12 protein-coding genes are annotated in these 13,088 nt (G+C 67.4%); 6 read left to right on the top strand and 6 right to left on the bottom strand.

Going from position 1 to position 13,088, the window contains the following annotated elements:
• The first annotated feature begins 30 nt into the window (after positions 1 to 30).
• Both R4P08_RS02485 and R4P08_RS02480 read left to right on the top strand, forming a co-directional pair.
• Positions 31 to 1,356: a hypothetical protein gene (locus R4P08_RS02485; protein ID WP_317812163.1), complete on the top strand. Its 1,326-nt coding sequence runs from the start codon at positions 31 to 33 to the stop codon at positions 1,354 to 1,356.
• Positions 1,353 to 2,045 carry a spherulation-specific family 4 protein gene (locus tag R4P08_RS02480; RefSeq protein WP_317812162.1) on the top strand — a complete coding sequence of 231 codons (693 nt, stop codon included), beginning with the start codon at positions 1,353 to 1,355 and terminating at the stop codon, positions 2,043 to 2,045. Before R4P08_RS02485 ends, R4P08_RS02480 begins: the two co-directional genes overlap by 4 nt.
• On the opposite strand, the gene R4P08_RS02475 is transcribed toward R4P08_RS02480, so the two are convergent.
• The 6 genes from R4P08_RS02475 to dnaA form a co-directional block, all read right to left on the bottom strand.
• A complete protein-coding gene (locus tag R4P08_RS02475) occupies positions 2,029 to 2,937 on the bottom strand; it encodes an endo alpha-1,4 polygalactosaminidase (protein ID WP_317812161.1) in 909 nt (302 codons plus the stop codon). The genes R4P08_RS02480 and R4P08_RS02475 overlap by 17 nt on opposite strands.
• Positions 2,938 to 2,980: 43 nt before the next feature.
• The gene (gene gyrB, locus R4P08_RS02470) at positions 2,981 to 5,113 is read right to left on the bottom strand and encodes a DNA topoisomerase (ATP-hydrolyzing) subunit B (RefSeq protein ID WP_317812160.1); all 2,133 of its coding nucleotides are present in this window, start codon (positions 5,111 to 5,113) and stop codon (positions 2,981 to 2,983) included.
• Positions 5,114 to 5,249: 136 nt separating this feature from the next.
• Positions 5,250 to 5,801, bottom strand: a complete 552-nt coding sequence (locus tag R4P08_RS02465) for a DciA family protein (protein ID WP_317812159.1) — start codon at positions 5,799 to 5,801, stop codon at positions 5,250 to 5,252.
• A complete protein-coding gene (recF, locus tag R4P08_RS02460) occupies positions 5,798 to 7,033 on the bottom strand; it encodes a DNA replication/repair protein RecF (RefSeq protein WP_317812158.1) in 1,236 nt (411 codons plus the stop codon). Before recF ends, R4P08_RS02465 begins: the two co-directional genes overlap by 4 nt.
• Before the next feature lie 25 nt (positions 7,034 to 7,058).
• Positions 7,059 to 8,234, bottom strand: a complete 1,176-nt coding sequence (gene dnaN, locus R4P08_RS02455) for a DNA polymerase III subunit beta (protein WP_317812157.1) — start codon at positions 8,232 to 8,234, stop codon at positions 7,059 to 7,061.
• A 644-nt stretch (positions 8,235 to 8,878) separates the two neighbouring features.
• Positions 8,879 to 10,387, bottom strand: a complete 1,509-nt coding sequence (gene dnaA, locus R4P08_RS02450; protein ID WP_411741136.1) for a chromosomal replication initiator protein DnaA — start codon at positions 10,385 to 10,387, stop codon at positions 8,879 to 8,881.
• A 550-nt stretch (positions 10,388 to 10,937) separates the two neighbouring features.
• On the opposite strand from dnaA, the gene rpmH reads away from it, so the two are divergent.
• From rpmH to yidC, 4 genes are read left to right on the top strand one after another with little or no spacing between them, the layout of a single operon-like run.
• Positions 10,938 to 11,081 (top strand): 50S ribosomal protein L34, encoded by a 144-nt coding sequence (rpmH, locus tag R4P08_RS02445; protein ID WP_317812156.1) that lies wholly within the window; start codon positions 10,938 to 10,940, stop codon positions 11,079 to 11,081.
• A gap of 18 nt (positions 11,082 to 11,099) precedes the next feature.
• Positions 11,100 to 11,465, top strand: a complete 366-nt coding sequence (rnpA, locus tag R4P08_RS02440) for a ribonuclease P protein component (RefSeq protein WP_317812155.1) — start codon at positions 11,100 to 11,102, stop codon at positions 11,463 to 11,465.
• Positions 11,462 to 11,773 carry a membrane protein insertion efficiency factor YidD gene (gene yidD, locus R4P08_RS02435; protein WP_317812154.1) on the top strand — a complete coding sequence of 104 codons (312 nt, stop codon included), beginning with the start codon at positions 11,462 to 11,464 and terminating at the stop codon, positions 11,771 to 11,773. Before rnpA ends, yidD begins: the two co-directional genes overlap by 4 nt.
• A 12-nt stretch (positions 11,774 to 11,785) precedes the next feature.
• Positions 11,786 to 12,976, top strand: a complete 1,191-nt coding sequence (yidC, locus tag R4P08_RS02430) for a membrane protein insertase YidC (RefSeq protein WP_317812153.1) — start codon at positions 11,786 to 11,788, stop codon at positions 12,974 to 12,976.
• The last annotated feature ends 112 nt before the right edge of the window (positions 12,977 to 13,088 follow it).

Genomic DNA, 13,088 nt, shown 5'->3' with positions numbered 1-13,088 from the left:
CCGGCTGCTCCACCCCTGGCGGTCGGGCGTGTGAGATTGGACGCCCATCCGGGCCTGCTCGACCGCGCGGTGGACCACTTCGACGTGGCAGCGCACCTCGAGGCAGCCGGGTTCGGCGACGCGTTCGCCCGCCGCCATGGTGCGGCCGACGTCTACGACTACGCCCGAGCACTCCCCGCCCTCCCGCCGGACACCCCCGAGACGCTCTCGGTACGGACACGGAGCCCACGAGAGGGGTGGGTCCGCGCCCTGCTACTCCTGGCCGGCGCGGTGGTGATGGCGCTGTGTGCGCCCGCGGCGGCGGGAGCCGGAGCGGGAGCGGGGTCGAATCTGTCGCTCACCTTCATCGCCACAGGCCTGACCGGCTGGGTCCTGGGACAACTGGTCGGTTTTGTCACGTGGCGGCGAGCCGGGCTCGGAGATCTCGCCGGCGCCGCGCGCAGGTCCGTCGCCACGGCGGCGATCGTCGCCGTCCCCATTCTCGGAGGGGTCACCGCGGCCACGGTCCTCCTCGGCGGGGCCCCGCTTTTCGCGACGCTCGCGCTCAGTTCGGCGTGGGCCGTGTACGCCGTCTCCCTGACCCTGGTCTCGGTTCTCGGGGGGCTGCGTCTCCTGGCGCTGCTGGCAGCGAGTTGCGCGGTCGTCGCAGTCGGGGCGACCGTCGCGGATGCGACGATCATCCCGCTGGTCGCTCTGGGGGTCCTGTCCCTCGGCGGTGCGGTTCTGGCGGCGCGGACCTACCGCGCGACCACCCACCTGCCGCCCGCCCGTCCTTCGCGGGACGATGTCCGAGCCGCGTTCAACGGCGCGGCCCAGGCCGCGCTCATGTCGTGTGCGTTGTTGCTCGCACTGAATCTCGCCGACTCCGACGACCGGATCCCGCTGTCGATCGCCGTCATCCTCGCCGCGGCCCTGTGCGACCCCGCGATCGAGGACCTCGGACTCCGGCTGCGTTCGCTGTCCTACCGCTCCCGTCTCTGGAGGGCGGTGCTCTCCGGGGTCATCTCCCGCACACTCATCTATCTCGCCGGGATCGCAGTGGCTACGATCTCCGCCGCCTGGGTCGTCGACCTGATCCTGGGGATCGAGGAGGATCCTGCATCCGGGATCGTTCCCGACGCCGTAGTCCTGGGCGTGGTCGCACCGGTCTTCGCGGTGTTCGCCTTCGGATCGGCGATCGTTCTGCGCGCCGGCCGGGTCGGAGAGGCGGTCTGGATCTCCGCGCTCGCCTGCCTCGGTTTCGCGGTATTCCGCATCGGCTTCCCCGTGGCCCTGGGGGTCACGGTGTTGTGCTTCGCCTGTCTGTTGGCCGTGTATCACGCCGTCGCCGCTGCGCTGCACCCCCACAGCTGGTGAGCGCTCTGCGAGCAGCCGTCCCGCTGTACCACTACCCCGGTGAGGACTCCGGGCTCTGGGAGCAGGTGCTCACCCCCGGGGCGGTAGACCTCGTCGTCGTCAACGTCGACTCCGGCCCGGGGGCCGAACTCGATCCGGTCTTCACCGAGGCCCTGCGCTGCGCTCCGGACAACGTCCATGGCTACGTCGACACCGACTACGGACGACGCCCCGTGGACGACATCCGGGCAGATGCTCATCGCTGGCGGGCTTGGTACGGAGTCCGTTCGATCTTCCTCGACCAGGTGGTCTCCGGCGCCGGCGCGGGCGGTCGCGTGGATACCGGGTCCCTGGCCAGGCTCACCGGACTGGTCGGCGCCCTACGGCGGGACGGGATGCGGTCCATCTCCGGCAACCCCGGGACGGTCCCCCACCCGCAGGTCCTTCGACTGTTCGACGTGACATGCGTGAGGGAGACCGACATGGAGACGCACCTGTCCACCCCGATCGCTCCGCTTCCCGAGGTGGCGGCGTCGAGCCTCTGGCACCTCGTCTACGACTGTCCGCCGGATCGGCTGGAGGAGGTCCTGGCGCGCTCTGTCGAGCTGGGTGCCGGCCTGGTCGGCGTGACCCCCGACGGGTTGCCGCACCCCTGGGGCTCGGTCGGGTACCTGAACAACAGTGCGCCGCAGGTCAGCAGCTGCGATTGACGTAACCGTCCGCGCCCCGAGGAACCACGTCACGGTCCCGCAGCAGCACCGAGATCTGATCACCCCGCTCGCGGCACGCGGCGGTGAACGCGGCGGTCCCGCCATCGCTGTACTCGATCTCGATCACCCGGACGCCGTAGACCGACCGATAGCGGTCGCACTCCGTGCCTGTTCCCCACGAGTACTGCTGGCACTCCTCCGCGACCGCGAAGTCGAAGCCGATCAAGCGGATCTGCGCGTCGGTGAGCTCGGCGGCGTTCTTCTGTGCGATCGCCATCCCCCGGGCATGAGCGTTCTGCGCGAGGAGCCGGGAGTACTCGACGGCGTGGTCCCGCGTGAGTCGTCCACCGGAACGCGTCCAGGAATCGAGGTTGTCCGGCTCGACCGCCTTGAATCCCCGGTCGGCGCAGTCCGCCATCCAGCCGTCCACGATGGCGGCCAACCGCTCACGCTTGTCCGCGGTGGAGATGTCCAGCAGGGGCTCATCCCATTCCTCGTCGCGCACGGGCCTACCGTCGCGCGTGGTCAGGAGCAGATCCGGGTGACGATCCTCCCAGAAGCCCGACTCGTCGGGCTGGGCCTGGAAGGCGTTGATGTAGCAGATCGAGTACACGCCCTCCACGGGATCCTCGGCCCGGTCCCGGGTCACCACCCCGGTGCCCGGGGCCGGTGGATACGCCCCGCCGATCTGGTAGTCGACCACCGCGTGCACCGGCGGCGGAGTGACCCCGCTGCTCACCGGCGCCTGCGGCGCGGGTTCGACGTACGGCTCGTTCCTGTCCATCGAACTCTGCCCCCGGACCTCCGTCCCGCACCCGGTGGCGATCACCGCCGCCGAGCAGACCATGCCGACGGCGGCCCGGAGGACGAGGGTGGAGGCGAATCGCTGCATGTCACGAGTATTCCACCGGCCGGAGCGCCTTCTTAGGGAAACTCTAGACGTCGAGGAAACGCACGTCGCGGGCGTTGCGTGTGATAAAGCTCCGCCGCGCGCTGACGTCCTCACCCATGAGGATCGAGAACAGCTCGTCGGCGGCCGCCGCGTCGTCGAGAGTGACCAGCCGGAGCGTCCGCACCGTCGGATCCATGGTGGTCTCCCACAGCTCCTTGGGGTTCATCTCGCCCAGACCCTTGTAGCGCTGGATCCCGTCCTCGACGTTGATCTTCCGCTTGTTCTCCAGGCCGAGCTTGAGAAGCTCGTCGCGCTCGCGATCCGAGTACGCGAAGTCCGGCTCGCCCTTGCCCCACTTGAGCTTGTACAGCGGCGGCTGCGCGAGATAGATGTAGCCGTTCTCCACGAGCGGTTTCATGAACCGGAACAGCAGGGTCAGGAGCAACGTGGAGATGTGCTGGCCATCGACGTCCGCGTCCGCCATCAACACGATCTTGTGGTAGCGCAGCTTCTCGAGGTCGAACTCCTCGTGGATGCCGGTACCGAGCGCGGTGATGATGGCCTGGACCTCGGTGTTCTTGAGGACCTTGTCGATACGGGACTTCTCGACGTTGATGATCTTGCCGCGGAGCGGCAGGATCGCCTGGAACATGGAGTCACGGCCGGACTTGGCCGAGCCGCCGGCGGAGTCGCCCTCCACGATGTACAGCTCGGACTTGGCCGGATCCTTGGAGCGACAATCCGCCAGCTTGCCGGGGAGACCGCCGATGTCCGTGGCCGACTTGCGGCGCACCATCTCGCGGGCCTTACGTGCGGCCATCCGCGCCTGGCTGGAGGCGATGGCCTTGTTGACGATCACCCTCGCCTCGGCGGGATTCGCCTCGAACCAGTGACCCACGTTCTCGGACACCTGGCGCTGGATGAAGCCCTTGACCTCGGTGTTGCCGAGCTTTGTCTTGGTCTGGCCCTCGAACTGCGGCTCGGCGACCTTTGCCGAGATGACGGCCGCCAGTCCCTCGCGGATGTCGTCGCCGGTGAGGTTGCTGTCCTTCTCCTTGATGAGCTTCTTCTCGCGCGCGTACTTGTTGACCAGCGAGGTCAACGCTGCGCGGAAGCCCTCCTCGTGAGTGCCACCCTCATGCGTGTTGATGGTGTTGGCGAAGGTGTGGACCGACTCCGAGTAGCCGGAGTTCCACTGCATCGCGACCTCGACCTCGTGGCCGGTGCCCTTGCCCTCGAAGTACAGGATGGTCTGGTGGATCGCGGTCTTGGACTTGTTGATCGCGGTGACGTAGTCCTTGAGCCCATCCGGGTAGTGGAAGGTGCGCTTGCGCTCGCGGGCCTTGACCGGCTTCGCGGCGACGACCTCGACCGGCTCCGTGCTGCCGTCAGCACTCTCGCCGAAGACCTTCTCGGCATCCACCGCGTGCTCGATATCCGAACCCTCGTCGGAACCGGGCGCGGCGTCGGAACCCCGCACCTCGCTGTCCGCGATGGCGTCGAGTTCGGCGGCTTTCTCCGCTCGAGCGCGCCGATCGGTCAGCGTGATGGTCAGGCCCTTGTTGAGGAAGGCCATCTCCTGGAGACGGCGGGCGATGACGTCGAAGTCGTATTCCGTCGACTCGAAGATGCTCGCATCGGCCCAGAACCGCACGCGGGTGCCGGTCCCCTCGGCGGGGCCGGCGTCGACCAGTTCCTCCGGGACGGCGTAGTTGAAGTCCTGCTTCCACAGGCGCCCTTCCCGCTTGATCTCCACCTCGACCCGCGTCGAGAGCGCGTTGACCACCGAGATGCCCACGCCGTGCAGGCCACCGGACACCGCATAGGAATCCGAGTTGAACTTGCCGCCGGCGTGCAGCTGGGTCATGACGACCTGCACCGTGGGCATGCCGGACTCGTGCATCTCCACGGGGATACCGCGGCCGTCGTCGATGACCTCGACGCCGCCGTCCTCGAGCAGGGTGACCTTGACCCCGGTCGCGTGGCCGGCCATGGCCTCGTCGACGGAGTTGTCCACCACCTCCCAGATCAGGTGGTGCAGACCTCGCGGTCCGGTGGAACCGATGTACATACCCGGACGCAGCCGGACGGCCTCGAGTCCTTCGAGAACGGTGATCGACGATGCACCGTAATCGCTCGAACCCTTCTTGCTGGCCTTGCTCTTGGCGTCCGCCACGTGCGAACTCCTCGCGTCTCGGGGGTCTGGGGCTCGCCCAGTCTACCTGCGACAACCCCCTCGGGGCCCACGGGCACACCAGGGACACCCGACCACCGGTCTGTCAGCCGCCCTCCGGCGTCGGTAAACCGTCGCTCTATCCGTACGTGTCGCGCGGCCCACGCCCCGAGACGTGCAACGGGCCCATGCGCCAGCTCGGCTTCTCGGGCCCCTCGATCTTGAGCCTTCGGACGTGGCCCGGTCCCATGGCCGCGGCGATCTTGCGGAGGATGTCCGCCGCCACCAGACGCAGCTGGGTGGCCCAGGCGGTACTCGAGGCGCGGACGTACAGGATCCCCTCCTCCAGACGTTCGGGCGTCGCGTGCGCGGAGACGTCCTCGCCGACGATGCGGTCCCACTCGGCAAACAACCGGCCGGTGGTGACCTTGTCGTCCCACCCGCGCTTCTTGGCCACCTGCCCGACCAGGCGGCCGAGGGGTTGCGGATCCCAGGGGTCGGCGCCCGAACCCGTCCATCCCCGCTTGCGCAGTCGCTTGCCCGCCCCGACCGGGCCGGTTCGTCCCCGCCCGACCTGCTTGCCCTCCGCGCGGGCCCGGGTTCGCGCCTCCTCGAGCGCCTGCCTGGCCACGTCATAACCACGTTGTGGCTTGTCAGACGGTGTTTTGGGATCCCTACCCTGATCGCTCATCCCGGCCCTGCCTCCCTGTTGTCACTGATGCCCTCGTCGTCGTCGTCCCGGTTGCTCTTGTCCGGTGACACCGTTATCCCGGAGTGACGGGCGGCGCCCTCCCCCGTCATCACGACGTCGTGACGGACACCCCGCAGGCCGTCCGGCACGTCCTCCCCGACCGCTGCGGTGACCAGCACCTGCTCCACCCCGGCCGCCACGTCGGCCAGCGCGGCTCGGCGGTGGCGGTCGAGTTCGGCGAACACGTCGTCCAGGAGCAGCACCGGCTCGATCCCGTCCGCGCGGAACAATTCGAGCGAACCGAGGCGCAGCGACAGCGCGAGAGACCACGTCTCCCCGTGACTCGCGAACCCCTTGGCCGGCTCCTCGCCGAGTCGCAACTCGAGGTCGTCCCGGTGCGGGCCGACGAGCGACATCCCGCGATCGATCTCGTCCTGACGACGCCGACCGAACTCCGCGAGCAGAACCGCCTCGACGAGCTCGGGGTCGGTCAGCTCGGATTCGCCGGGCGGCCCGTCGACCCGGAACCGGTACGTCAGTCCTGCCGGACGGGATTCAGGGGCCAGACCACGATAGGCGTCGACGACGAACGGGCGCAGTTCCTCGAGCAGTGCGATCCGTCCGGCGACGATCCGCGCCCCCAACTGGGCGAGTCGGCCATCCCACACATCGAGGGAATCGAGGGCGGCGGCGGTGTCCTCGCCGCGTCCGCGCCGGAGGGCACCGGACAACGATTTCAGCAGAGCGGACCGCTGTCTGAGCACCGAGGAATACTCACTCAAGGTCCCCCCGAGGGCGGGCCGACGCTGGACCATCAGCTCGTCGAGCAGTCTGCGGCGCTCGGCCGGCTCGCCGCGCACCAACGCGAGGTCTTCCGGGGCGAAGAGCACGGATTGGACCACGCCGAGGATGTCGCTCTGACGGCGACACGGCGAGGTATTGAGTCTGGCCCGATTGGCCCTGCCGGAGTTGAGGGCGAGTTCGACGGTGAGCTCGCGGCCGGCGTTGTGGGCGAGTGCTCCGACCAGCGCGGTCTCGGCGCCCGTCCGGATCATGGGTGCGTCGCTGGCCACGCGGTGCGATCTCAGGGTGGCCAGCACCCCGATGGCCTCGAGGACGTTGGTCTTCCCGTGCCCGTTGCGACCCACCAGGGTGGTGACCCCGGGTTCGAGCTCCAGCTCCAGCAGCGGCCAGGAACGGAAATCCAGGAGCTTCAGGTTTTTCAGGTGCATACCGTCGGGCTTCGGGTGAGCAGACTCAACCGGGCAGGCGGACGGGCATGAGCAGGTAGGTGTAGTCCGAGTCGATCGGCGCTATCGCACCGTCGGCGTCCGCCGTCGGGAGGGCGTCGGGTGCGGGGCGGAGCACTGCGGGGCGGCTGGCCTGGGTGAATCCGAACGTCACTCGCGACGAGTGCACGCTGCCCAGGCCGTCGAGCAGGTAACCCGGGTTAAAGGCGATGGTCAGCGGCTCGCCGATGAACTCCACCGGGAGCGTCTCGGACGCCTGCGCGGCATCGTCGCCTCCGGCGGAGAGCGCGAGCTCCCCGGCGGAGAACGTCATGCGCACCTGCACTCCGCGATCCGCGACCAGGGCCACACGCTTGATGGCGTGGACCAGCGACTCGACCTCGACGATCGCCATTGACGTGTGCTGCGCGGGCAGGAGCTGACGCACCTTGGGGAACTCGGCGTCGAGCAGCCGGGTGGTGGTTCGCTGACCGGAGACCAGGACGCCGAGGATGCCCTCCGCCCCGACCTCGGATCCGGCGCCCAGGCTCAGGTCGACGCGACCGCCCTGGCCCGCCGACCGGGTGACCTCGGAGAGGGTCTTGGCCGGGATGAGCACCTCGACCGCGACGTCGTCCCGGGCGGGCTCCCATTCGAAGTCCCGGATGGCCAGGCGGAAGCGATCGGTGGCGATGAGACTCACCCGCGTGCCCTCGATCTCCATCCGGATCCCGGTGAGCATGGGCAGGGTGTCGTCCTTGCCGGCCGCCACGGCAACCTGGCCCACGGCCTCGGAGAACGCGTCGACCGCAGCCGAACCGGTGACCCCCGGCATGGCCGGCAGGCGCGGGTAGTCCTCGACCGGCATCGTGGGTAGCGTGAACTTGGCCGAACCGCAGACGATGTACATCTTCTGCGCGGTAACCGTGACCTCGACCGGCCGGTCCGGGAGGGCGCGGGCGATGTCGGCGAGCAACCGCCCCGACACCAACGTGCTGCCCGGCTCGGTCACCTCGGCCGGCACGGAGACCTGGGCGGAGGTCTCGTAGTCGAATCCCGAGATGGTCAGACCCGAATCGGCTTCGATCAGGACGCCGCCGAGGATCGGCACCGACGGGCGCGACGGCAGGGTGCGTGCCACCCAGGCCACGGAGTCTGCGAAGTCCTCGCGGGTGACGCGGAACGTCGGATCCGTGATCTCCATCGATGACCTCTTTCAGGCGGGGTGGATACCGGTGATCGGTATCTGGTCGGTTGGTCTATTCGGGTTGGTGCTGCGGCGCCCGGTGTCTTCCACCGGAGCATCTCCATGAGAGTAACCGCTCCCGCCGACACCGGGGACACGGAGTCCTGTAACCCGGTCAAGGAGGCTCGCCGTTCCACATGCCTACTTCTAACTACAAGACATTAGAGAGATAAGTAGTAGTAGTAGGTCCTGTGAAATTGTGAGTTACAGGTCCTTCTTGCAGGTCTTGTGCCATTTCACCCTGTGCACGCAACTACGCCATCTTGTGATTTGCCCGAGGGGGTCGGTGTAATCACAAAAGTTGGTCCACCCTCTGTCCACCGTTGGTCCACAGGACTCCACAGCTTTGTCCACAGCTGTGAAGGGTGTGACGACGGGTGCAAAAGAGATCACAATTGTGTTGCGGCGAGGTCGTAGGGGGCGTCCGAGTGCTGGAAATCAGCCAAACCGGCCGTCCGACACGCGCGCGAGGAGGGTCCGGAAACCTGCCGGAGAAGCGAGCGCGGGGATTCCGGCGCTCGCTCGGTCGGGTGCCGGAGGACCCGGGCGGGGAGAGGACGGCACGGGATAGAGAGGACCGCAGCGGGTGGAGAGGGGGTGCCTCAGAGCGAACGCGAGCGTTCCTTGATCCGAGCGGTGAGCTCCTGGATCTGGTCGTACGTGCGCCTGTCGTCCTTGATCTCCTTGAGGATCTTGCGCTGGGCGTACAAGACCGTGGTGTGGTCCTTGCCGCCGAAGGTGACGCCGATCTTGGGCAGGGAGAGGTCTGTGAGCTCGCGGCACAGGTACATGGCTATCTGCCGGGAACGGGAGAGGGACCGGGTCTTGGACGTGCCGCAGAGTTCGTCGATGCTGGTGGAGAAGAACTCCGCCGTGACGGCCATGATCGTCGCGGCCGAGATCTGCAGGGAGTCGTCGTCGGAGACGACGTCTCGGAGGACGACCTCGGCCAGTGGTACGTCGACCTCGTGACCGTTCAGCGAGGCGAACGCCACGACGCGGATCAACGCGCCCTCGAGCTCACGGATGTTCCGCTGGACGCGGGTGGCGATCAGCTCCAGGACGTCCCGCGGCACCACGTAGTTCTCGGACTTGGCCTTCTTGTCGAGGATCGCGATGCGGGTCTCGAGCTCGGGCGGCTGGATATCGGTGATCAGACCCCACTCGAACCGGGTGCGCAGGCGATCCTCCAGCGGCTGGAGCTGCTTGGGCGGCCTGTCGGAGGAGATGACGATCTGCTTCTGCGCGTTGTGGATCGTGTTGAACGTGTGGAAGAACTCCTCCTGGACCTGCTCTTTACCGATCAGGAACTGGATGTCGTCCACCAGGAGGATGTCGACCTCGCGGTAGCGCTTCTTGAACATGTTCTGCCGGCCGTCACGAACGGAGTTGATGAAGTCGTTGGTGAACTCCTCGGTCGAGATGTACTTGACCTTCTGTTCGGAGTACATCCGCAGGGAGTAGTGACCGATCGCGTGGAGCAGGTGTGTCTTCCCGAGTCCGGATTCGCCCCAGATGAACAGTGGGTTGTACGCGCGTGCCGGCGCCTCGGCGACCGCCAGGGAGGCGGCACGCGCGAAGCGGTTGGAGTTTCCCTGGACAAACGCGCTGAACGTGTAGCGCTCGTTGAGTCCGGGCGCAGTGGCGGCGGACAGCGCCTCGTCCCGATCGCTTCCGTGGAGGAGTCGCTCCGCGGCGATCTGTTCCTCGGTCATCCGGGTCGGCCGAGTGGTGGCGGGAGGATTCTCCTGCTCCGCCTCCGGGCGGTGGATCTCGTCCACGTCGATCGGTCGGCTCTCGTCGTACTCGCCTGACTGGGCGTGGGTACTGGCGAGCGAGGTGTCGACCTTGACGGCCAGGTCGACCGGTTCGCCGAGTTGTGAGCTCAGGGCCCGGGTGATCGGTCCGCGCAGAACGGACTCGATGTTGTCCCGGGCGAACGCGGAAGGTGCGGCGAGCATCGCGAAACCATTGACCACGGCGATCGGTTGGACCAGCCGCAGCCAGGCCTGTTGCTGGCGGGTCAGGAGAGGGTTGTCGTCGCTCGCCAGGGCCGGGTCCGTCAGCTTGTCCAGGACAGCGCTCCACACGTGCTCGAGTTCAGGAGACACGATGGGCGGTCTCCTCTCGTCTGTGTGAAGCGGGTCCCGTGTGTGAAGCGGGTCCCAGCGGGTACGGCCTCCGGTGGGACCGTTCGCCACACTCTATCCACAGGCTCCCAACCCGGGGAACTGCGGTATCCACACAGTTGTCCACAGCTGTGGAGGGGAGACCTCTCCCGTGGTAAAGGGTTTGGTCTCGAGTGGCAGTAGTGACGGGTTGGTCGGTTCGGAATCACATCATGTGGCCCTCGTCGGGCTGGCTGATAGACGACCGTAACAACACCGCGAACTCTTGAGCAACCCTCAAGATCAACTGGAGGGCTGCAAGTCAAGCACCTGCCCTCCCGGCGTGTCTCGGTCGTCCTGCCAAGTGGTGCCCGTCGACCGGGCGGGATCACACAGTTTGGTGGCCGCCGCCTCGTGAGCGTAATCTTGAACAGTCTGTCGCGCGCCCGTGGGGCGTGTGGCGCGTCGTGTCGCCGCCCAACGTGGTGCCGGCGACGACATCAGGATTTCGATCGGGCGCACCAGTGGCGCTGACTTCACGTGAGGAGCCATCATGGCCAAGGGCAAGCGGACTTTCCAGCCGAACAATCGTCGTCGTGCCAGGGTGCACGGCTTCCGTCTCCGGATGCGTACGCGCGCCGGCCGCAGCATCGTCGGCGACCGTCGCCGCAAGGGCCGCGCCTCGCTGACGGCCTGATCCGGGCCGGGGTGGCGAGTGCTTCCCAGGACCCACCGACTCCACCGCTCCGCTGACTTCGCGGCGGTGGTTCGCAGAGGTGCCAGGAAGGGCCGCCGCACCATGGTCGTGCACGCCCACGTGGACTCTTCCCAGATCCGCGTGGGCGGTCCGCGTTTCGGGCTGGTCGTGAGCAAAGCCGTCGGGGATTCGGTGACTCGTCACCGCGTCAGCCGGCGGCTTCGCCATGTCGCGAGCAGCCTCCTGGGCGAGTTCGACGACGACCTGCTCGTGGTGATCCGGGCCAGTCCCGCAGCCGTATCGGCCACCCACGAGGAACTGGAACGCGACCTGCGGAAGGGCCTGACCGCTGCCGCCGCCCGGGCTCGGGAGTCGTCGGTGTGACCGCGAACCCGAGCGCGAATCCGCCCGGCCCGGTCGCCAGGGTGCTGTTGTGGATGCTCGACTTCTATCAGAAGGGCATCTCCCCTCTCACGCCGCCGAGTTGCCGCTTCGAACCCTCCTGCAGTAGCTACGCGGTGCAGGCGGTCCGCGTGCACGGCGCCTGGTACGGAACCTGGCTGGCGGTGTGGCGGGTGCTGAGATGTGGCCCGTGGACCCCGGGCGGTTGGGATCCGGTGCCGGAGCCGCGCGCCCCCGATCCACCGACCCATCATCCGCACGAGCATCCCGACAACTCCGAACGAAGCTAGGACCCACCACCGATGTCGTTCATCACCAATCCCCTGGTCTATTACCCGATCTCCGGGATCCTCTGGTTCTGGCACAAGATCCTCACGTTTGTCGGCGGTCTCCTGCCGTGGGTCGACGCACCGGACTCCAACGGCGTCATCTGGGCGCTCTCGGTGATCTTCCTGGTGGTGACGCTCCGCATCATGCTGTTCTGGCCGGCTGCCAAGCAGATCCGCTTCTCCCGCAAGATGCAGGAGATGCAGCCGCGGATGAAGGAACTGCAGAAGCGGTACAAGAACGATCGCGAGAAGCTGGCCACCGAGACCCGGAAGCTCCAGAAGGCCGAGGGTTTCAACCCGGTCCTGGGCTGTCTGCCGATGTTCATCCAGATCCCGGTGTTCCTGGGTCTGTTCCACGTGCTCCGCTCGTTCAACCGGATGGGTGAGCAGTTCGGCGCCCTCGGCATGACCGCCGAGGAGACACGCAACACCGGCAACTACGTGTTCAACGCCGACGAGGTCCAGAGCTTCCTGGACGCGCGTCTGTTCGGCGCCCCGCTCTCCTCGTTCATCTCACAACCGGTCGAGCAGTTCCAGGCGTTCGTCGACCCGGGCTCGGTGCTGGACTTCGAGCGCTGGAACATCATCCTGGTCGCGATCCCGCTGATGATCGTCTCGGCGGTCACCACCCACCTCAACGCCCGGATCTCGCTGTCCCGCCAGTCCCCCGAGGCCGCGGCCAACCCTCAGGCCAAGATCATGAACCAGCTGATGCTGTGGGCGTTCCCCATCGGCATCCTGGTGACCGGTGCGTTCTGGCCGATGGCGATCCTCGTCTACATGGTCACCAACAACCTGTGGACGCTCGGTCAGCAGTACTACCTGTTCGAGAAGATGGCCAAGGAGGACGACGCGGCTGCGCTCCTGCGACGCGAGGAGCAGAAGTCGCTGGCCCCCAGGGTGGGCGTCAAGCCGACCAAGCCCAAGAAGACCAAGGGTGGTGGGGAGGGTTCCTCCGCGGCCGCCACGCGGGTCGTTGGTGGTGACGCCGATGGGGTCGACGACGACAAGGTGGACCTCGTCAAGACGAGCGGGCCCGCGTCCTCTCCGGGGGCGGCACCGCGACCGGGCCAGCGGCCGCAATCGTCCGGTGGGCAACGCACACGTCCCGCCCCGAAGGGCGGCGGTGGCGGGCAGGGCAAGAAGAAGAAGCGGAAACGCTGACCCCCGCGAGAAGTCCAGATAGACAAGGTCCCCGATGCCCCGGCATCGGGGACCTTGTCCCATACTTGGGGGGAGTATTCGTCAGCCCGCGTGGGTGTGACGATCGGCGGTC

The organism is Rhodococcus sp. IEGM 1408 (genome assembly GCF_033142235.1).
GTDB lineage: Bacteria > Actinomycetota > Actinomycetes > Mycobacteriales > Mycobacteriaceae > Dietzia.
This window is presented reverse-complemented; position numbering and strand designations above follow the sequence as displayed.

Bases quoted from the DNA above. Each gene is read 5' to 3' on its own strand.
- R4P08_RS02465 (WP_317812159.1), bottom strand. From the start codon at position 5,801: ATGAGCGATCAGGGTAGGGATCCCAAAACACCGTCTGACAAGCCACAA.
- dnaN (WP_317812157.1), bottom strand. From the start codon at position 8,234: ATGGAGATCACGGATCCGACGTTCCGCGTCACCCGCGAGGACTTCGCA.
- yidC (WP_317812153.1), top strand. From the start codon at position 11,786: ATGTCGTTCATCACCAATCCCCTGGTCTATTACCCGATCTCCGGGATC.
- R4P08_RS02475 (WP_317812161.1), bottom strand. From the start codon at position 2,937: ATGCAGCGATTCGCCTCCACCCTCGTCCTCCGGGCCGCCGTCGGCATG.
- recF (WP_317812158.1), bottom strand. From the start codon at position 7,033: ATGCACCTGAAAAACCTGAAGCTCCTGGATTTCCGTTCCTGGCCGCTG.
- rpmH (WP_317812156.1), top strand. From the start codon at position 10,938: ATGGCCAAGGGCAAGCGGACTTTCCAGCCGAACAATCGTCGTCGTGCC.